Here is an 18,294-nt window from a genome sequence, read left to right as displayed (position 1 = left end):
ATGGGCGCAGATTAAAAATTTCAAAAAACCTTCTGCGTTCATCTGCGGTTGAAAAATCTTACCGGTCATTCCTCGCCGCCTTCCACGTTGTGCATCTCCAGCACTTGGGAATCGAAATCCGAGACATACAAGCGATCCTGAACGATGCGGTATTTCTCAAACTCGGATTCGGCGTGGGCTTTGGCGATTTCGGCGGTGACTTTGCCGGCGTCCTGCAGGATTTCCCGGTCGGTGGCTTCGATGAAGCGGTTGAGGCGTGTTTCCCAGTCCTGCATGGTCATGGGGATCTGCCGCTGGGCCATGTCCTCGGCGACATCGAGGTAGGCGTTGACGAGGCGGGAGAGTTGCGCCATCTCCGGCTCGGTCAGGTAGTTCTTGGCGACGCTGACATCGAACTTCTGGATTTTTCCATGGGGCGCGTCCTTCCATGTGGTCAGGCCCATGTGCTGTTTCCCGGCATCGGCCCGGTCCACAATCACCTCGGCGGCGGTGTGGCCGTGGATGGCCCAGTGGAGCTTGTTTTGCACGGCGGCGAAGAAGCGCTGGGTGGCGGTGGCGCTGCGGTCGTAATCAATGGCGGTGGCGTAGATGTCGGTGATCTTCTGGTAGAACTTGCGCTCGCTGAGGCGGATTTCGCGGACGCGCTGGAGTTGTTCTTCGAAGTACTGTTTGGTCAGGACGGTGCCGCCTGCCTTGAGGCGTTCGTCGTCCATGACGAAGCCCTTGACGGTGAATTCCTTGACCACGGTGGTCGCCCATTTGCGGAATTGGACGGCCCGCTCGGAGTTGACCTTGTAGCCGACGGCGATGATGGCGGAGAGGTTGTAGTGGCCGGTGTCGTAGTTTTTGCCATCGGCGGCAGTTATCCGAAATTTTCGGATAACTGATTCTTCCGCCAACTCACTGTCTTTGAATACTTTCTGCAGGTGGTAGTTGATCGTCCGGACGTCAACGTCATAAAGAACCGCCATCATTTTCTGGCTGAGCCAGACGTCTTCATCCGCGTAAATCGCCTCAACGCCGCCTTCGCCCTTGGCGGTGATGAAGGTGAGGTATTCCGCTGCGGAGGAGCGCGTGAGGGAAGTTTCCTTGTTGTCTGGCTTCTTTATCATGCGTTGCCTCCTTCCTGAAGGTCAGCCGTGCTCCGCTTGTTCCTCCGCGAGTTCACGGCTTGTCTCCCGGCTTTTCCAACTCCGCCAGCAAGGCCTGGCCCTTGGCGGTGAGCCGGTACTTCTGGAGGCGACTGGTGGGTTTTTCGGGGATGGTGGGCTCGATGAGGCCGCCGTCCACCATGCGCTTGATCTGCTTGTGGAGCTCGCCGGAGACCGTCTTGTGTCCGAGGATCGGCGCAATGGCGGCTTTGCCGAGAGGCTGCGGTCGGATGGCCAGCACGACCTTGGCGGCCAAAGCCGACTCTAGCCGTGACTCTAGCCGTGACTCTAGCCGTGACTCTAGCTGTCCGCCTTGGTCCTGACCTGGTCCCGATTGGGTCCGTGACTCGGCGGCCGGTCTGCGGACGGTCAGGACGAACGAACCGCCGTCCAGCCGGATTTCGGGTTCGGGGAGCCCGGCCTTCCGGCAGCGGTTGATCATGTCCCGGATGCCGGTGCCCATGCGCTCAATGTATTTGGTGAGATACATGGGCTCGGCGAGCAGCGGGTTGTGCGGGACGGAGGCGTGCGGGCCGCGCAGGTTTTCGAGGGTCAGTGTGGGCGGCAGGGAACCGGGGTTCCAAATTTCCAGCCGGTCCTTGAAGAGCATGACCTGCACGCTGGCGTTGCTGGTGTAGTCGCGATGCACGACGGCGTTGACGATGGCCTCGGCGACGACCTCCTGCGGTATTTCGTATTTCGTGGGCGCCTGGGTGCCGTGCTCGCGGGTGCCGACCCAGAGATCGATTTTGGAGAGCACGAAATCCTTGGCCTGGTCCACGAGGTCGAAGACCGTGCCTTTGTACACCTGATAGGAAGGGATGGGCTTGGCCACTTCATAGCCGTGGAAGTGGGCGCATTTCACCTCGGAGGTGATCAGGAAGCGTTGCGGCTGTTTGCCGAACAACAGGATGGCGGCATGGGTTGGCCGCCCCTTGTCGAGCAGGTTGAGGTGGGCCAGTACCTCATGGGGCGGCGTGTCCTCCGGCAACGGGAAATTGCGCCCACGGCGGGCCAGTCCGAGAAAGCGGGTGATTTTGTCCTGGTCCAGGTCGTCGAGAGCGGCGTTTCGACAGAACGTGGCATCGAAGGGCCCCAAACGGATCAGCTCGCGCTCTTCAAGAATCCGGACCAGGCTGGCATAGACGGCGGCGACAAGTTCTTCGGAGGAATTGAAACGCCGCCGGACGAGGTTGTCCCCGGCGTCGCGGATCAAGGCGCGCATTTTCGGGTGCTTGCCATCATCGGCAGCGCCCTTGACGAAGATCAGGCGGGTCTTGCCCAGCCGGGTGGCCTCGTTCAATTCGAGGTGGGTGGGCGAGAGGCCGTCCTTGTTTTCCCAGCCGTAGTCGTCTCCAAAGAGACCGAGGTAGAGATCGCAGTTCCGGACTTCATCGAGATAGACGGCATCGGGCCGACGGTCGGAAGCGGGGACATCGCGCTCGAAGAGGAAGGTCTCGAAAAAACGCCGCAGCAACGGGTCGCCGGAGAGGTATTCGGCCAGAGCCTTGCGCTCGGCGGCGAATTCCTTCTGGACGCTGCTGATGAAGATCCTCATGTGCCGATTCCGAGTTGTTTGAGAATTCTGCGGAGAGCCTGGTCGGTTTCTTTGGCCTCCGCCTCAACCGCGTTCAGTTCCTCGACGATCTCCGCGCAGGGCCGGTAGCTGTTGAGCCCGGCCTGGCTTTTAATTGTGGCGAATTCGCCGGAATTAAAATCGGGGTTGTGGACCGTCTCCCAGATGCCAAGGAATTCGACGGGATTAGCGGCACTGCAGATTGCGGGGCTTGGACGTCTCGGGCGTTTCACCCGACGATCCCTGACGACTTTGGCCGCTGCATCGGACGATTGCCGACGAAAAATCGGCCGATTATCAGTCGATTCAGGCCGCGCAACGAGGCGTGGGCTGGCCGAAATCGGATGATTCGGGCCGGGAAATCGGATAATTATCGGATGATTAGGATGCACGGTTCTTTGGGGAACAGTGGGTGGGAAAATCTGACGATTCGAAAATTTCATCTGACGATTCCTGACGATTCGGACAGAGCGTAGATGTAACGAGTGGCGCGGGCTTTGCCGATTTTCTGCGCAAGCTTCAGCTCGATGAGCGCCGCCATGTCTTGGGCAACTGTTTCCCGGGTCACGGAAAAATCGCTCTGCATGCGGGCACTGGTTAGTTCTTCGCCAGCCGCAAGCCGCTCGAGAATGGCGCGCTGCCGTTGGTTGAGCTCCTCCACGACGGACCTGGGCAAGCCTTCCGCTGTGGAGGCGGGTGCCTTGATGCGGCTGAGGTCGTCGCCGGGTCCGGGGAGGGTGAGGACGAAGCGATCTTCGTCAACGGCGACGTGCGGGAGTTCCAGCCCATGATTGAGCATCGCCGCGCGCATGCGCCGGATGCCGGTGCCGCGTTCCTCCATGAGCCCGAGGAAGACGAGCCCCTGGCTTAGGAGCGGATTGCGGGAGCGCGATCGGGCTTCCCCTTTTTCCAAGCGCTTCAGCGAATTTTGAACGGAACTGATGAAGACGCGAAGCTTCAGATTGGCTGCGGGATCCATGCTCATTTTTTAAATCCCGATCTTCTCCAGAATCTCCTTCAAGGCCTTGTCCGTCTCCCGCGCCTCGGCTTCGATGACCTTCAGTTCCTCGACGATCTCCGCCATGGGCCGGTAGGTTTCGGCGTCGCTGGTGTGGATGTAGCGGCTCGGGGAGATGTTGTAGTCGTTCTTCTTCAGCTCGGCGAGATCAACGATACGGCTGAGTTTTTCCTCTTCCTTCCACCCGATGAGGGTGTCGGCGATGCGCTGGATGCCGGCTTCGGGGATGAAGTTCTTGGGGTCGCCTTTTTCGAAGACCTGGGATGCGTTGACGAGCAAGACCTTGCCCTGGCGCTCCATCGGCTTGGCCTTGTTCAGGAACAGCACGATGCCCGGGGCGGTGGTGTTGTAGAAGAGGTTTTCCGGCAGGTAGAGCACGCTTTCGATGAGGTCGTGGTCGACGAACCACTGGCGGATGGTCTTTTCCTTATTGGTGCCGGCATTGCCCGAGCCGCGCGAGGCGGCGCCGGTGTCGAGGACGACGGCGGCGCGGCCGGTGGTGTTCATGCTGGCGTGGATGTGCTGCACCCAGCCCCAGTCGGCGGAGGATTTGCCGGGGAAGCCGGCCCCGGCGGGGAAGCGGTCGAGCTCGTCGTTGTCGTAGTCAGCCTCGGTGAACCCGTCCTGGTTCCACATGGGATTGGCGACGACGCGGTCGAAGGTGCGGAGCTTCCCGCGCCAGCGGAATTTGGGGTTCTTGAAGGTATCGCCGATCTCGATCTGGCCTTCCATGTCATGGATGATCATGTTCATGTTGGCCATGGCCCAGGTCTCGGGGGTGAATTCCTGGCCGAACAGTTTCAGCGGGGCGACGGTGCGCTTTTTACCCGCATCTTTGTCATGAACGCTTTCCTCCATGGCGATCTCGCATTTCACGAGCAGACCGCCGGAGCCGCAGGTGGGGTCGTAGATTTCCATGCCGGGCTCGGGCTGGAGGACGCGGGACATGATGGTGCCAACCTCGGGCGGGGTGTAGAACTCGCCGGCGCTCTGGCCGCCACCTTCGGCGAACTTGCGGATGAGGTATTCGTAACTCTTGCCGATGATGTCGGCCTCGACGTCGTCGAGCCCCAGGCGCTTGGTGCTGATGGCCTCGATGAGGTTGGAGAGGCGGTCGTCGTCGAGATCGCGCTGGCCGTGGGTAGTGGCGTTGAAGTCGACGCGGTCGATGATGCCCTGCAGCAGCGGGTTTTCCCGGGCGATGGCGCGCATGTGGGTGGTGACGCCTTCGCCGATCCTGTCGGAGAGCTTGCGGATGACGGACCAGACCGGCTGCTCGGGATCGTCCGGCACCAGAGGGAGGTAAAAGCGCACCAGCTTGTGGTCGGCCTTGGCGAGCTGGAAGGCCTTGTTGCGCGAGCCGACCTCGGCGGCGATGCGGTTCAGCTCGTCGTCGAAGACGTCGCAGAGGCGCTTGGTGAAGATGAGCGGAAGGATGTAGTCCTTGTATTTCGGCGCATCCTTGGCCCCACGGATGGAGCAGGCGGCATCCCAGATCCAGGATTCCAGGGATTTGTTTTTTTCGGGTTTACCGTTGGCCATGGGAGAAGCGGGTTTCAGAGGGTGGGCGTGGTGGGCGGGACGAGTGAAGTGTGAAGGAAGAATTTAGAAGTAGGAAGTGGCGAGTGGCCCTTTTCGAAGACCTGGCTGGCGTTTTGGGCTCGGTCACTGCCACCCTACAAGAAAAACCCGCGCTAAGCGGATCGCCCTACCAAGCCACCAAGCCCCAGACAAACGATCACCAAGATTGGCCCGAAGGGCTGGTCCAGCCCCAAGGCCAGGACGAAGGCGCCCCCATAGGCCGTGATGCCAAGCAGGGCGGAGATCCCCAGGGTCCAGCCCCAACTCGGGGCTACCCTAAAGGCCGCCCAAGCGGGCACTAGGATGAGGACGAAGGCACCCATGATCCCCAAGCGAGCCCCAGGGCGACCAGCAGATCGAAGCCCAGATGCCAGCGCCAGGCAGGCATTTGGTTGGCATCTTCGTGTCGGGGGAAAAACCGGGCGTGCAACAACTTGGGCATCAATCCGGGCAGGGCTATCCCGGCGGCCAGGACCAGCAGCAGGGCGGCGGTCAACTCTGGCCAGCCGGCAAAGTAAAGTTGGCCGTCGATCAAGGCATATCCCAGGGCCTCCCCGCCGGGGACATTGGCGGCGACCAGCATGAGCCCCGACCAGCCGATCAGGATCATGAAGGCGTAGGCGCCATTGCCGCGGATGCCCATCAATGACTTAGCCATCCCGCCCGCGCCGGCACCGAGTCCCGCCCCGAACAGGGCGGGTACCCCCAGGGCTATGCCCAAGAGGGCGCCGGCCGCCGCCAAATGCGCGAGCCCCAGGGCGGCCAGCCACTCCTCCCGGAGCATCAGCAGCACCCCGAGCACCGGCAGCACCCCGGCCAGCAACAGACCGGCCAGGAAGGGTAGACGAAAGATCGGGTCGGCAAGCAGATCCCAGGTCATGGCAGGCCTCCCACTCGGTCAAAATAACGGGCGAGTGGCGAACTCAGTCCCATGCCCCGATCTCCAGAACTCGTGTACAGGCTCCTTCAAGAAAGGCGCGCTCATGGCTCACCAGCAGCACTCCGCGAAGCTGATCGGGCCCCGGGCTGGGGGTCGACAACAGCTCCGTGAGTAACAACTCATGGCGGGGGTCCATATTATTAGTGGGCTCGTCCAGGAGCACCAGATCGGCGCCCCTAGCCAGAACGGCCCAGACGCATAAGAACTGAAACTGACCACCACTCAGGCGATCGACCCGCCGACCCAAGACCTCGCCCGGCATCCCAGGAGGGGATCGTTCAGGCGGTACCCCGGCACAGCCCAGCAGATCCCGGCCCGTGACAGGCATGGTGGCCGGCCGCGCCGGCCTTTGCTCCTGATAGGCAAGGGTCAGACCGTCCGCCCGCTCTATCTTTCCGGAAAAGACCCGCGCACCCGCGGCGATAGCCTGAAGCAGGGTTGATTTACCGCTGCCATTGGACCCCCAGAGGCCCAGGGTCTCGCCAGGGCGGATCTCGAAGGAGACGGGCCCAACCACCGGCGACGCATACCCCGCCACCAGGTCTATGACCCGGAGCAGGGCGGCGGACCGGTCCGGCATTGCCTGGCTCATCGGACACTCGCGAGCGCCGCGACCCAACGCCCGATATGTGCCAGATAGCCCTCCCCATCGGCATCCACCGGGGGTTCAAGGGGAAGCTGAATGGCCTGCCAACCCAAATCCCGGGCGAGAGCCTGGGGAGCCTGCGGAGACTGGTATGGCGTGAAGAGGATGACTCCGCGACTATCCTTGAGGGCCCTGGTCAGCTCACTCAGTTGGCGGCCCGTGGGCGGCACCCCGGGAACGGGTTCGATGACGCCCAGCAAGGGCACGCCAAAACGACTCAGCAGATAAATCGCGTCCCGGTGATAGAGCACCGCCCCCGGGGCGCCCGTCAGGGTCTTGTTCCACTCGGCCACCCGTGCACGGACCTGGGTGGTAAAGGCGTCAGCCCGCTGACGATAACCGGCGGCCCCCGCTGGATCGAGCTGGCCCAGGCGCGCGGCCAGGGCCTGGCCAACGGCTGCCATGCGCAGGGGATCCAGGTCCAGATGCGGGTTGCCCACCGGATGGACGTCACCCATGGCACGATCCGCTGCTCCACCGGTCTCTAGCAGCTCAACCTGGGCGGCCGCCTCGAAGTAACCGGGCTTGCCGGGCTGGATGTTCGGATTGGCGGCCCCGCTAATGGCCGCCGGCAGCCAACCGGACTCCAGTTCAGCCCCTAGGGCCACAACCAGGTCGGCATCACGCAGGTGACGAATCATGCTGGGCTTGGCCTGGAGTTGGTGCAGATCCCGATCGGGACCCGCTAACACCGTCAGGGTCGCACCCGGGCCCGCAACCTCCCGGGCCAGCGCGCCCAGGCTCGAAGCGGTTGCCACGATTTCCAGGGCGGCGGCTTGGGCCGACGCCAGGGCCAGGAGCACGACCAGGGCCATCTTGAGTTGTGTGATCATGGAATGTCTCCGGGGTTAAAAGCCATGGGCGCCATGGCTACCCATGCTCACCAGAAATTGCAGGTAGAAGGCATCGAAATGCGCCCGTTCGCCGGGCTCCACGAGGATGTCATTCTTGGCGTACTGGGCCCGCAGGAGCGAAAACTCCGAGAGTTTCCAGGTCAGATCCAAGGTCCAGCGGTTAGAGGCCCCAAAGGAGGCCTGCTCGCCACCACCACTGACCTCGTTGGTCAGCCCCAGCACGTCGTAGCGCAGACCCGCGGTCCAGCGGGGTGCGAATCCATAGAGCGCCTGGGCATAAAGACCATCGGTGGTGAAGGTGGGGCGCAACCCCAACTCCTCCGGGTCAGGACTGGAGCGGATTTCCATATCCTTGATGGACCGGAGATACTCGGTCTGAAATTTGAAGTCCCCCTGACCCTGGGGGCGGCCTCCCGCGTACTTGTACACCAGATCGATCCCCCAGAGTCCCGCATCACCCGCGAGACCAATCTCCTCGGGCAATTCCGGGTCCTCGGCCGGGTGGTCGTGTCCCTCCTCGCCGTGAAGGTAGGGCTGAACCTCCTGATGTTGGCGATTATGGGCGTAGGAGATACCCAATTGCAGGGCATGGCGGTCGCCAAGCTCGGGTGCCACCTTGGCAAAGGCCGTCCAGAGTCGCGGCCCGCCACCGGTGTCCCCCAGCCCTAGCTCCTGCTGCTCCACCGAGTCCAGGGTAGCGCCAAGGATCTCTTGATTGCCCTGGGCCAACTCGGCCCCGACCAAGGTGTAAAAGGGCAGCTTGGGCAGCCAGGTGAGCTGGACCCCCGTGTCCTGAAGCCCATGGGGGCCGAGCAGATTCAGATACGGCAGATTCTGGTCCACGAAATCCCATTGATGAGGATGCTGTCTGTTGATATACCCAAAGTCACTCAAGAACTTGCCGGCCTTGATACGCAGCCCATAGGGCAGGCCGCGGGTTTGGAGCCAGCCCTCCTCCAGTTCGACCCCCCCGTCCCCGTCTATCGAGATAAAGAGGCTGGCGTCGAAGTAGGGGTCCACGGTGGCCGAGAAGGCCAGCTCCGCCTCCCGAAAGTTGAACCCGTTCTCCGCCGCCCCGTGGGCATGGGCCTCGGACTCCAGGGCCGCCGTGCCGGCGTGGGCATGAGGGAGCAGCCGGGACGGTTGATAGGCCGCGCCCACCAGCACGGAGCCCTCGCCATCGACCCCATCCTGGTAATAATTGCCGTCCAGAAAGACGGAGATTTGGGGATTGAAGGCACTACCGGAGGTCAGGGCACCCAAGGCGCCGCCGCTCGCCGCGGCTGGGGGCGACGCCACAAGGGGCACGGCACCCGGAGCGGTGGGGGCGGTCATGGGTCGGGGCTCCGCCGTGGCGGCCGCCTTATCCGCCCGTGAGGCGACGCGGTCCGACTCTCGATTACTGGAACTGGCGTCGCGCGCGGCCTTGGCGAGACGGGACTCCAATGCCGCGATACGGCTTTCGTACTGAGACTTCATCTGGTTGAGCATGGATCTCAGCTCGGCGATCTCGGTATCGCTCGCCGCCATGGTGGTGCCAGGGGCAAGCAGGGCCGCCAGCAGTAGATAGGGCCGGGGGGTGGGCAGGGTGGCGCACAGCACCCCCTGCGACAGGGAATGACGCATGTTTTAAGGTTCCGATCAGGGTCAGCAATCACCCTACCGCGTCCGGGACGGGTATAGGGAGGGTTTAGGGTCTAATCGGGATTAGGCGGGCGGGGCGCGCGCCACCGGGGCGCGCTGGGGACGAATGATGGGGCTATCGGCGATCGTGGATGGGACTTCGACGCGCCAGGCTAGGCTGGGCGTTGGAGGCGGGGATACGGTGGACAACAAGGCGGGGGCTGCGCCCATCATGCAGATCGGACAGGGGTCCGCTTCACCCTGCGTGAGGTGATCCAGTTCGTGAGCCCCCAGCAAGAACTGGAAGACCACCAGGGCGAAGGCGAGTATGAGCCGCCGGGATTTCATCCTAAATTTTATCTGACCTTGCTGATCCGCTGGCTCCAGCATACTTCGCCACCCCCCGGGGCCGTCAAGGACCCGAGGTATCCCAACCCCGAGAGTTCTTGAACCCCCGTGCGCTTTGGGGCAAGCTGAGCCATCCTCCAAAGCAGTCACCAAGGCCATGCCAACCACACTCCTTGCCCGCACCCCACGCCTGGATGGCACGGACCCGGAAGCCAAGCGCGCCGAGATCCTGAGCTATTTTCACGCCACCTGGGACCGCTACGAATCCCTGTTCCAGTTGCTGGCTAACGACCTGGCCTATACCCGCAAGCCGATCAGCCTGCGCCATCCCCTCATCTTCTACCTGGGTCACACCGCCACCTTCTTCGTCAACAAGCTGGTGCTGGCCGGGCTGCTGGACCAGCGCATCGACCCCCGGCTGGAATCCCTGTTCGCCGTCGGCGTGGATGAGATGAGCTGGGACGACCTGGACGAGTCCCATTACGACTGGCCAAGCCTGGACCAGCTCTGGGACTACCGCCGCCAGGTGCGCGCCTCGGTGGACCAGGTGATCCGCGACACGCCCCTGGCCTTGCCCATCGGCTGGCACGACCCCTTTTGGGTGGTGCTGATGGGTATCGAGCACGAACGCATCCACCTGGAAACCTCTTCGGTGCTGATCCGCCAGCAGGTGCTGGACTGGGTGCGGCCCCACCCGGACTGGTCACCCTGCCCCATCAGCGGCGCGGCGCCCGAGAATAGTCTGGTGGAGATCCCTGCCGGCCAGGTCCGACTGGGCCGGGACTTCGATGACCCCTGGTATGGCTGGGACAATGAATACGGTCACCACGAGGCCGAGATCACCGCCTTCCGCGCCGCCCGCTATTTGACCAGCAACGGCGAGTTCCTGCCCTTTGTCCTGGCCGGCGGCTACGCCGACGCCAGCCTCTGGGACGAGGAAGGCCAGGGCTGGTTGCGCTTCGCCCAAGCCCGGCATCCGACCTTCTGGGTGGCGGATGGCGATACCTGGAGGCTGCGTCTGCTGGCTGAGGTCGTACCCATGCCCTGGGACTGGCCGGTGGAGACCAACTGCCACGAGGCACGAGCCTTCTGCCGCTGGAAGGCGCGGGAGACCGGCCTGGCTGTCCGACTGCCGAGCGAGGATGAATGGCACCGCCTCCATGACCATGCCGGCCTGGCCAACGTGCCGATGGACGGGCCCGCGACCGCCAATCTGCACCTCGACCACTGGGCCTCCAGTTGTCCGGTCGACCGCTTCCCCCACGGCGACTTGTTCGACGTGGTCGGTAACGTCTGGCAGTGGTGCGAGACGCCCACCTACCCCTTCGCGGGCTTCGCGGTCCATCCCATTTATGACGACTTCACCACGCCCACCTTCGATAACCGTCACAACATTATCAAGGGCGGGTCCTGGATCGCGACCGGCAACGAGTCCCGCCTTGCCTCGCGCTATGCCTTCCGCCGCCACTTTTTCCAGCACGCGGGCTTCCGCTACATCGTCAGCGCGGCGCCGGCGACCCAGCCCGACTCCCGGTACGAAACCGATGCACTGCTGTCGCAGTATGCCGAATTCCACTATGGCGACGCCTACTTCGGCGTGCCTAACTTCCCCCGCGCCGTGGCGGACATCGCCCTCGCCGCCTGGGCCCGCCACGGCCAGGGCCGGGCGGCGGGGCGAGCCCTGGACCTGGGCTGCGCCACCGGTCGGTCCAGCTTTGAACTGGCACGCCATTTCACTCAGGTCGAGGGGATCGATTTCTCCGCCCGTTTCATTCAGACCGGCGTGCAACTGGCCGAAAGCGGCGTCATCCGCTACACCCTCCCGGACGAGGGCGAACTGGTGCTGTACCGCGAACGCCGCCTGGTGGACCTGGGTCTGGCGGAGGTCGCGCCACGGGTGGCCTTCTGGCAGGGCGACGCCTGCAACCTGAAACCGGTGTTCAGCGGCTATGACCTGATCCTGGCGGTCAATCTCATCGACCGCCTCTATGCCCCGCGCCGCTTCCTGGCTGAGGTACATGAACGGCTCAACCCCGGTGGCCTGCTGGTGCTGGCCTCACCCTACACCTGGCTGGAGGAACATACCCCGCGCGAGGAATGGGTCGGCGGCTTCAAGAAGGATGGCGAGTCCTACACCACCCTCGACGGCCTCCAGGACCTCCTCGGCCCCCATTTCGATCTGGTCGAGGGCCCGGTCGAGGTCCCCTTTGTCATCCGCGAGACGCGCCGCAAGTTCCAGCACAGCCTGTCGGAGCTGACGGTCTGGAAGCGCCGGGGGCCATGATGAACCCGATTCGATTAGCCGGCGCTTGGCCGCCCCCGCTGGCGACGGGCCATCCGGGGCATCCCGGGAGCCCACCAACGAGGTCTCGGCCCCCAAGCGATTCATGGCTAAGCCGGTATGCGGGAATGGTGGGCTTGGCGCTGATCCTCGCCGTTTATTCCTCAATGACCCTGGGCGACCCTGGCCCCAGGGTCAAGCATGTCATCCTCATGATCGCGGATGGGGCCGGCTACAACAGTTGGGATGCGGCCAGCATGTACCAGGGTCGATGGGATGCCAGCACCGGCCGGAGCACGCAGCTTTATGACGGACCTGGCTGGGTCAAGCTGGGCTGCAGCACCTACCCCTTAAATTTGTCGAGCGCGCCAACCGGCAAGGGCGCCCAGGACCCCAACCTGGTTTACGACCCGGTCAAGGCCTGGGACCGGGAGCAAGCCTATGGCTGGCTGATCGCCACCCCCACGGATTCCGCCGCGGCGGCCACGGCCCTGTCCATGGGGACCAAGACCTACAACAGGGCCATCAACTGGAGCGACCAGGATCAACCCCTGCAACCCACCCTGGCGGAGGTGGCCAAGGCCGCGGGCAAGGCCGTTGGCGTCGTGACCACGGTCCCCTGGTCCCACGCCACGCCGGCGGGCTTGAGTAACGCCCACAATGTCCACCGCGACCACTACGTCGAGATCGCCAACGAGATGCTGGCGGTTGGGGTCATGGATGTCATCATGGGTTGCGGCAACCCGGACTATGACAACAACGGCGCGCCGATCGAGACCGCCAAGGAGTACCGCTATGTCGGTGGTCCAGAGACCTGGAGTGCCATAGAGGCCGCCCGGGCCCGTCCGGACGGCACCTATCAGGGTTTTCGACCCCTTTCCACCCAGGCGGAATTCACGGCCCTGACCACCGGCCCCACGCCCCCGCGGGTGCTCGGTACGGCCCAGGTCGCGACGACGCTGCAACAGGGCCGGCAGGCCGCGGATGCGGGGAACCCGGCTGCTGACACACCGCGCAACGCCCAGGTTCCGGACCTGGTCACCCTGGTTCAAGGGGCACTGAATGTCCTTGACGAGGATCCTGAAGGCTTCTTTCTCGCTATCGAGGGAGGCGCCATCGACTGGGCGTCCCACAACCAGGATGCCAACCGCCTGATCCAGGAACAGGTGGATTTCATCGCGGCGATCGAGGCGGTCGTGCACTGGGTTGAGGCGCACAGCCACTGGGGGGAATCGCTGCTCATCATCACCAGTGATCATGAAACAGGATTGCTCTGGGGACCCGGGTCGGACAAGTTGCCCTTCACGCCCCTGGTGGACCAGGGCCCTGGCCGCCTGCCGCAACTGGCCTTCAATGCCAAGGGGCACACCAATAGCCTGGTAGGGGTCTATGCGCGTGGCACTGGCAGCGAAGGGCTGGCCCGGTTCGTGATCGGCGATGACCCGGTCAGGGAGGCCTATGTTGACAACACCGGCGTGGCCAACGTCCTGAGATATGCAGTGGCGGGGCCAGCGCCGGCCCTACCGGCCACAGCCACCCCTGGGCCCTGAGGGCATCTTGATGCGAGTGGCACTCGCTGCCGTCACGGCTCTGGCCTGAAACGCCATTGCCAAGCGTCGGCCAGGGGTTTCTAATGCCAGGCTGCGGAATTGGCCAGCCTCTTAACCCTTGGGGCCTTGGCGGGCCTCTATTTGAACCTTGAAGACGATCTCCCTCGAGATCGATTTCCCCCCAGGGCAAGCCCATGGTTTTCAGTTCGTTTAATTTCATCTTTTTCTTTTTACCCATCACCCTCGCGGGCTTCTTCCTCCTCGGGAGAAGAAACACGGACTGGGCCGCGACCTGGCTGCTGCTGGCCTCCCTGGTTTTTTACGCCTCCTGGAATTACAAATATCTGCCGATCATTGCCCTATCAATCATTGGCAATTATCTAGCCTATCGCAGCATTTTGCGCGCCGCCGAGTCCCGCAAAAGGATCTGGCTGGCAGGGGCTATCGTTTTCAACATCGCCCTGCTGGGCTACTTTAAGTATGCCAATTTCTTTATCGACTCCCTCAACAACCTGACGGGAGAAGACCTGCACCTGCTGGATGTGCTGCTCCCGATTGGCATCTCGTTTTTCACCTTCACGCAGATTTCGTTTCTGGTTGACGCCCGCCATGGCAAGGTCGAGGAGGTCGGCCTGGGGAAATATGCCCTCTTTGCCTCCTATTTCCCCTACATCGTGGCAGGCCCCGTCCTGCATCACAAGGATATGATCCCGCAGTTCGCCGACAGCCGTAATTATTTGCCCAGCGCCAATAATTTCGCCGTGGGCATTACCCTCTTCACCTTTGGTCTGGCCAAAAAGATCCTAATCGCCGATAACCTGGTGCCCGTGGTCAATGCCGCCTTCGCGGCGGATAACCCGGATCTTCTCAGCGCCTGGCTCGGCCTCTTTGCCTACAGTTTTCAACTCTACTTCGATTTTTCCGGATACTCGGATATGGCGATCGGGGTATCGCGCATGCTGGGGTTCCAGATACCCTTTAACTTTGATTCGCCCTACAAGGCTGCCAGTGTCAGCGAATTCTGGTTACGCTGGCATATCTCCCTGTCGCGCTTCCTGCGTAATTACCTCTACATCCCCCTGGGCGGTAACCGGCGTGGCCAACTGGCGCGCTATCGCAACCTGCTGCTGACCATGCTGCTGGGCGGCCTCTGGCATGGTGCTAACTGGACCTTCGTCATCTGGGGCGGCCTGCATGGCCTCTATCTCTGTATCCAGCATGGCTGGCAATCCTTTGCGGGCCCGGCGCGGCAACCTCCCGGAAAATTAGTCGTTTTCCTGAATCGGGTCCTGACCTTCCTGGCGGTGATGCTGGCCTGGTGCTTTTTCCGCGCGCCGGATGTCGATGCCGCCCTGCAAACCTTGAGCGGTCTGACCGGACTCAATGGCCTCTCCGCCAACCTGGCGATCAGCCCCTGGGAATACGCCCTGGTTGGCCTGAGCGCCCTGATCGCCTTCCTGATGCCCAACACCAACGAGATATTCCTGTATTTCGAAAACCGCTATCCCAATGCCCTCGCCTCCTTCTCCCTGTGGCGACTGCAATGGCGGCCCAGTCTCGGCTGGGGCCTGGTGACGGGCATCATCATTGCCATCTCCATTTTGAGCATGGACAGGCCCACCGATTTCATTTACGCCCAATTCTGATTCACTATGTCCTCCTCCCCAACCCCCGCCGATTCCCGCCGTTATCTCTGGTATCTGGGCCTGACCGCGTTCGGCCTGCTCGCCAGCCTGGTCACCCTCACCTACTGGGTTGACCCTTACGTCATTCATCAGTGGGATACCCCCGTCCTGGCGAGGCTGAGCCCGCCCCAGCAGAAGATAGTCCCCTGGGGCAAAACCTATGCGGCCTACCGCTACAAGCCGGAGATCGTGTTCCTTGGCAGTTCCCGGACTGAAATAGGGCTACCCACGGATGCCGATGAACTATTCTCCGGCCGACGGGCGTTTAATCTTGCAATTAGCGGCGCCACCCTGGGTGATGCCATCAAGATGCTACGCCATACCAGCTACTTTCATCGACCCGACGTGGTCGTATGGGGTTTCGACTATGGTTGGCAATTCGGGACCCAGGGCGGGAATAGCGACTTGGTCGATGAATTGATTGCCCAGGAACCCTGGTACCCCCTCAAGCGCGCACTGATCAATATCAAACGTTCCATCTCCATGACCCTGTCAATAGAAGCCTGGAAAATCCTGCTCGGCCTTTCCGACCAAAAATGTCTGCCCATACTCGCCACCCATGGACATAAATCCGACCGGTGTCTGACTTATATCATGGCGGACGAAGGCGGGGCGGGGAAGGCCTTCGATAAGATAGTGAACGAGGGCGATCCCTCCTCATTGCCAGATACCATCCCCGAGGCCATGGGCGCCCTGGATGCCGTGACCCGCGATTACTGCCAGCAAGGGGTGGCCTTCCGCTTCTTCCTGCACCCCGTGCATGCCCTGGCGGAATTATCCTACTGGGAAAATATCTGGAAAGATCAGGAGGAATGGAAACGCGGCCTGGTCCGACTCTTCGACCAAAGGCGCCAGGAGGGCTGTGATATCCGCTTTATGGATTTTACCGGCTACAACCCGGTCACCATGGAGGACATTCCCCAGGTGACCGGCAGTGACACCATGCGTTACTACTGGGAATATTCCCATTACAACAGCGTCGCCGGGCGGAAAATTCTGGAAAGATTTTTTTTGCCATCCCAGCCTGGCGGTGGGGATGAATTTGGCGTCGAACTGACGGGCGGAAACATTGAGCGGCATTTAGCCAGCTTTAGGGACCAACGCCTGGCCTATTGCGCAAGCCACCCCCAGGAAACACACAACATGGTCTTGTGTCAGGGTGACAAACATGAGTAATCAAGTATGTGGCGGAGAGAGAGGGATTCGAACCCTCGATACGTTGCCGTATACACGCTTTCCAGGCGTGCTCCTTAAGCCACTCGGACACCTCTCCAGGGTTTGACCCAACAAGCGGGCGCTCGGGCTAGGCCCGGGATGCCTTTCCTGCCGTTGGGAGGGCGCAAGATAATGGAATCCTTTCTAAGGCGCAAGTTTTCCGGGCTCCCCGCCCACCTTGCCGTTCCCATCCAGGACCGCCGGGAGCGAAGGTGCAGGTATCTAAGCTTCGCGAGTCATGCCCAGCCGTGGTTTATAGGGGCGTGCGCTTCTCCACTCCCGGACTCAACAGCCTGTAGGCCATGACTAAGCTACCGCCCTCCCCCACCCTCGCCGATCAGGCGGATCGCCACCAGCTCTATGAGCAATCGGTCCAGTGCCCCCAGGCGGAGGTGGATTTCATCGACCGTACCTACCGCGACCTGCGCCTGAAAACCGCCCGGCGGCTGCGGGAGGATTTCTGCGGCACCGCGGCCCTGTGCTGTCAATGGGTACGTCGGCGCAAGACCAACCTGGCAACGGGGGTCGATATCGACCCCGAGGTGCTGGATTGGGGGCGTAAGCATAATCTGGAGCCACTGGACGAGGCCCAGGCTAAACGGGTGACGCTGCGTTTGGACAACGTCCTCGCCGTGGAAACGGGCACCCAGGATATCGTCTGCGCCTTGAACTTCAGTTACTGGCTGCTGACGAAGCGGGCGTCCCTCCTGACCTATTTCCGCCAGGTCCGTAACAGTCTCAAACCGGACGGGGTGTTTTTCCTGGATGCCTATGGCGGCTATGACGCCTACCGGTTGACGGCGGAGGAGCGGGTCATCCAGGGTGACGAGGGTCTTTTCACCTATATCTGGGACCAGGCCCACTACGACCCCATCAGCGGCCGGCTGATCTGTCACATCCACTTCGCTTTCAGTGACGGCTCGCGGCTGGAGCAGGCCTTCAGCTATGACTGGCGGCTCTGGTCCCTGCCCGAGATTCGGGAACTGCTGGCGGAGGCGGGCTTTGGCCGCGTGCTGTGCTATTGGCAGGGCTGGGATGCCCAGGGCGAGCCGGATGGCATCTTCGTACCCGTGGAGGAAGGCGAGCCCGAGGCAGGCTGGATCGCCTACCTCACGGCGGAGCGGTGATGACCGGGGCTAAGGGTCATGGCAAAGAGGTGCTCAGCCACCCCCACGGCGGGAAGGGCCCGGGCGGCAACTCCAGTTTAGGGGGGCGCCGTGGCGAGAGCGGCCAGGATGAAATCGGCGATAGCCTCCGTATCCCCCAGAGGCAGCAGAGGCGGGTGCCTTCCCACCGGCGGCGCGCCATCCGAGATCAGGGCAAGGATATGCGGATCAGCGGCATAGAGATAAGGCCCACCCAGGGCGGCGCGGTGGACCTCGATCTTGGGGAAGGCGCTGAACTTAAAGCCCTCCACCAGGATCAGATCGACCTGTTCCGGATCGAAGCGGGCGAGCATCTCCGCTAGGTCCGGGTCCGGGCCGCTGGCCTTGGGGGTACCTTGCAAGACCCAGCGGTCTCCCGATGCGAGCAGGACCTGGTGGGCGCCAGCCGCGCGGATCTCATAGCTATCCTTGCCAGGCCGATCGACCTCGAAACCATGATGGGCATGCTTGAGGTAGCCGATCCGCCGCCCCCGCTGCCGCAAGACGGGCACCAGCTTCTGGAGCAGGGTCGTCTTGCCAGTCCCGCTCGGGGCGACAAAGCCAATAACGGGGATGGCGCTCCCCTTGGGGTAAAAATTCATCACGAACCTCAGGCCCGCGGCGGGGATCGGAACCGCCAGCGGCATTTATGAAATAATGATACCCAGTTTAGGCCCCCGT

The 18,294-nt window shown here is 62.5% G+C and carries 14 protein-coding genes, 1 tRNA gene and 2 pseudogenes; 5 read left to right on the top strand and 12 right to left on the bottom strand.

Annotated features, from left to right (window positions below):
* Nucleotides 1-65: 65 nt before the first annotated feature.
* From IPN92_04640 to IPN92_04595, 10 genes and pseudogenes are all read right to left on the bottom strand, one after another.
* Nucleotides 66-1,112 (bottom strand): virulence RhuM family protein, encoded by a 1,047-nt coding sequence (locus IPN92_04640; GenBank protein MBK8637589.1) that lies wholly within the window; start codon nucleotides 1,110-1,112, stop codon nucleotides 66-68.
* A gap of 52 nt (nucleotides 1,113-1,164) precedes the next feature.
* On the bottom strand, nucleotides 1,165-2,709 hold the full coding sequence (locus tag IPN92_04635; GenBank protein MBK8637588.1) for a DUF4062 domain-containing protein: 1,545 nt from the start codon (nucleotides 2,707-2,709) through the stop codon (nucleotides 1,165-1,167).
* A 101-nt stretch (nucleotides 2,710-2,810) separates the two neighbouring features.
* Nucleotides 2,811-2,915, bottom strand: a pseudogene (locus IPN92_04630) (KilA-N domain-containing protein).
* A 251-nt stretch (nucleotides 2,916-3,166) separates the two neighbouring features.
* Nucleotides 3,167-3,712, bottom strand: a complete 546-nt coding sequence (locus tag IPN92_04625; protein ID MBK8637587.1) for an HTH domain-containing protein — start codon at nucleotides 3,710-3,712, stop codon at nucleotides 3,167-3,169.
* 3 nt (nucleotides 3,713-3,715) lie between these two features.
* Complete coding sequence (locus IPN92_04620; GenBank protein MBK8637586.1) at nucleotides 3,716-5,287, bottom strand: SAM-dependent DNA methyltransferase; 1,572 nt, start codon at nucleotides 5,285-5,287, stop codon at nucleotides 3,716-3,718.
* Nucleotides 5,288-5,439: 152 nt separating this feature from the next.
* A pseudogene (locus IPN92_04615) lies at nucleotides 5,440-6,206 on the bottom strand (ABC transporter).
* Between the two features lie 43 nt (nucleotides 6,207-6,249).
* Nucleotides 6,250-6,846 (bottom strand): ABC-F family ATP-binding cassette domain-containing protein, encoded by a 597-nt coding sequence (locus tag IPN92_04610; protein ID MBK8637585.1) that lies wholly within the window; start codon nucleotides 6,844-6,846, stop codon nucleotides 6,250-6,252.
* Nucleotides 6,847-6,854: 8 nt separating this feature from the next.
* Nucleotides 6,855-7,745 carry a zinc ABC transporter substrate-binding protein gene (locus IPN92_04605; GenBank protein MBK8637584.1) on the bottom strand — a complete coding sequence of 297 codons (891 nt, stop codon included), beginning with the start codon at nucleotides 7,743-7,745 and terminating at the stop codon, nucleotides 6,855-6,857.
* A gap of 15 nt (nucleotides 7,746-7,760) precedes the next feature.
* Nucleotides 7,761-9,392: a TonB-dependent receptor gene (locus IPN92_04600; GenBank protein MBK8637583.1), complete on the bottom strand. Its 1,632-nt coding sequence runs from the start codon at nucleotides 9,390-9,392 to the stop codon at nucleotides 7,761-7,763.
* 81 nt (nucleotides 9,393-9,473) lie between these two features.
* Entirely contained in the window at nucleotides 9,474-9,737 is a 264-nt protein-coding gene (locus IPN92_04595; GenBank protein ID MBK8637582.1) for a hypothetical protein, read from the bottom strand.
* 157 nt (nucleotides 9,738-9,894) lie between these two features.
* Here IPN92_04595 and ovoA point away from each other — a divergent pair, with 157 nt between their 5' ends.
* From ovoA to IPN92_04575, 4 genes are all read left to right on the top strand, one after another.
* Nucleotides 9,895-12,021: a 5-histidylcysteine sulfoxide synthase gene (gene ovoA, locus IPN92_04590; GenBank protein MBK8637581.1), complete on the top strand. Its 2,127-nt coding sequence runs from the start codon at nucleotides 9,895-9,897 to the stop codon at nucleotides 12,019-12,021.
* Nucleotides 12,022-12,155: 134 nt separating this feature from the next.
* Complete coding sequence (locus tag IPN92_04585; GenBank protein MBK8637580.1) at nucleotides 12,156-13,568, top strand: alkaline phosphatase; 1,413 nt, start codon at nucleotides 12,156-12,158, stop codon at nucleotides 13,566-13,568.
* A 194-nt stretch (nucleotides 13,569-13,762) separates the two neighbouring features.
* On the top strand, nucleotides 13,763-15,214 hold the full coding sequence (locus IPN92_04580; protein MBK8637579.1) for an MBOAT family protein: 1,452 nt from the start codon (nucleotides 13,763-13,765) through the stop codon (nucleotides 15,212-15,214).
* A gap of 6 nt (nucleotides 15,215-15,220) precedes the next feature.
* Complete coding sequence (locus IPN92_04575; GenBank protein MBK8637578.1) at nucleotides 15,221-16,429, top strand: hypothetical protein; 1,209 nt, start codon at nucleotides 15,221-15,223, stop codon at nucleotides 16,427-16,429.
* 9 nt (nucleotides 16,430-16,438) lie between these two features.
* Here IPN92_04575 and IPN92_04570 read toward each other — a convergent pair.
* A tRNA-Ser gene (locus tag IPN92_04570) sits at nucleotides 16,439-16,526 on the bottom strand.
* A 244-nt stretch (nucleotides 16,527-16,770) separates the two neighbouring features.
* On the opposite strand from IPN92_04570, the gene IPN92_04565 reads away from it, so the two are divergent.
* Complete coding sequence (locus tag IPN92_04565; GenBank protein MBK8637577.1) at nucleotides 16,771-17,595, top strand: methyltransferase domain-containing protein; 825 nt, start codon at nucleotides 16,771-16,773, stop codon at nucleotides 17,593-17,595.
* Between the two features lie 77 nt (nucleotides 17,596-17,672).
* On the opposite strand, the gene mobB is transcribed toward IPN92_04565, so the two are convergent.
* Entirely contained in the window at nucleotides 17,673-18,215 is a 543-nt protein-coding gene (mobB, locus tag IPN92_04560) for a molybdopterin-guanine dinucleotide biosynthesis protein B (protein MBK8637576.1), read from the bottom strand.
* Nucleotides 18,216-18,294: the final 79 nt, after the last annotated feature.

Source organism: Chromatiaceae bacterium, from assembly GCA_016714645.1.
In the GTDB taxonomy this organism is placed as follows: Bacteria; Pseudomonadota; Gammaproteobacteria; order Chromatiales; family Chromatiaceae; genus M0108.
This window is presented reverse-complemented; position numbering and strand designations above follow the sequence as displayed.

Excerpts from the sequence above, each read along its gene's own strand:
- IPN92_04625 (MBK8637587.1), bottom strand. The coding sequence starts at position 3,712 with ATGAGCATGGATCCCGCAGCCAATCTGAAGCTTCGCGTCTTCATCAGT.
- IPN92_04600 (MBK8637583.1), bottom strand. The coding sequence starts at position 9,392 with ATGCGTCATTCCCTGTCGCAGGGGGTGCTGTGCGCCACCCTGCCCACC.
- IPN92_04580 (MBK8637579.1), top strand. The coding sequence starts at position 13,763 with ATGGTTTTCAGTTCGTTTAATTTCATCTTTTTCTTTTTACCCATCACC.
- mobB (MBK8637576.1), bottom strand. The coding sequence starts at position 18,215 with ATGAATTTTTACCCCAAGGGGAGCGCCATCCCCGTTATTGGCTTTGTC.
- IPN92_04595 (MBK8637582.1), bottom strand. The coding sequence starts at position 9,737 with ATGAAATCCCGGCGGCTCATACTCGCCTTCGCCCTGGTGGTCTTCCAG.
- IPN92_04610 (MBK8637585.1), bottom strand. The coding sequence starts at position 6,846 with ATGCCGGACCGGTCCGCCGCCCTGCTCCGGGTCATAGACCTGGTGGCG.
- IPN92_04620 (MBK8637586.1), bottom strand. The coding sequence starts at position 5,287 with ATGGCCAACGGTAAACCCGAAAAAAACAAATCCCTGGAATCCTGGATC.
- IPN92_04565 (MBK8637577.1), top strand. The coding sequence starts at position 16,771 with ATGACTAAGCTACCGCCCTCCCCCACCCTCGCCGATCAGGCGGATCGC.
- IPN92_04575 (MBK8637578.1), top strand. The coding sequence starts at position 15,221 with ATGTCCTCCTCCCCAACCCCCGCCGATTCCCGCCGTTATCTCTGGTAT.
- ovoA (MBK8637581.1), top strand. The coding sequence starts at position 9,895 with ATGCCAACCACACTCCTTGCCCGCACCCCACGCCTGGATGGCACGGAC.
- IPN92_04640 (MBK8637589.1), bottom strand. The coding sequence starts at position 1,112 with ATGATAAAGAAGCCAGACAACAAGGAAACTTCCCTCACGCGCTCCTCC.
- IPN92_04635 (MBK8637588.1), bottom strand. The coding sequence starts at position 2,709 with ATGAGGATCTTCATCAGCAGCGTCCAGAAGGAATTCGCCGCCGAGCGC.
- IPN92_04605 (MBK8637584.1), bottom strand. The coding sequence starts at position 7,745 with ATGATCACACAACTCAAGATGGCCCTGGTCGTGCTCCTGGCCCTGGCG.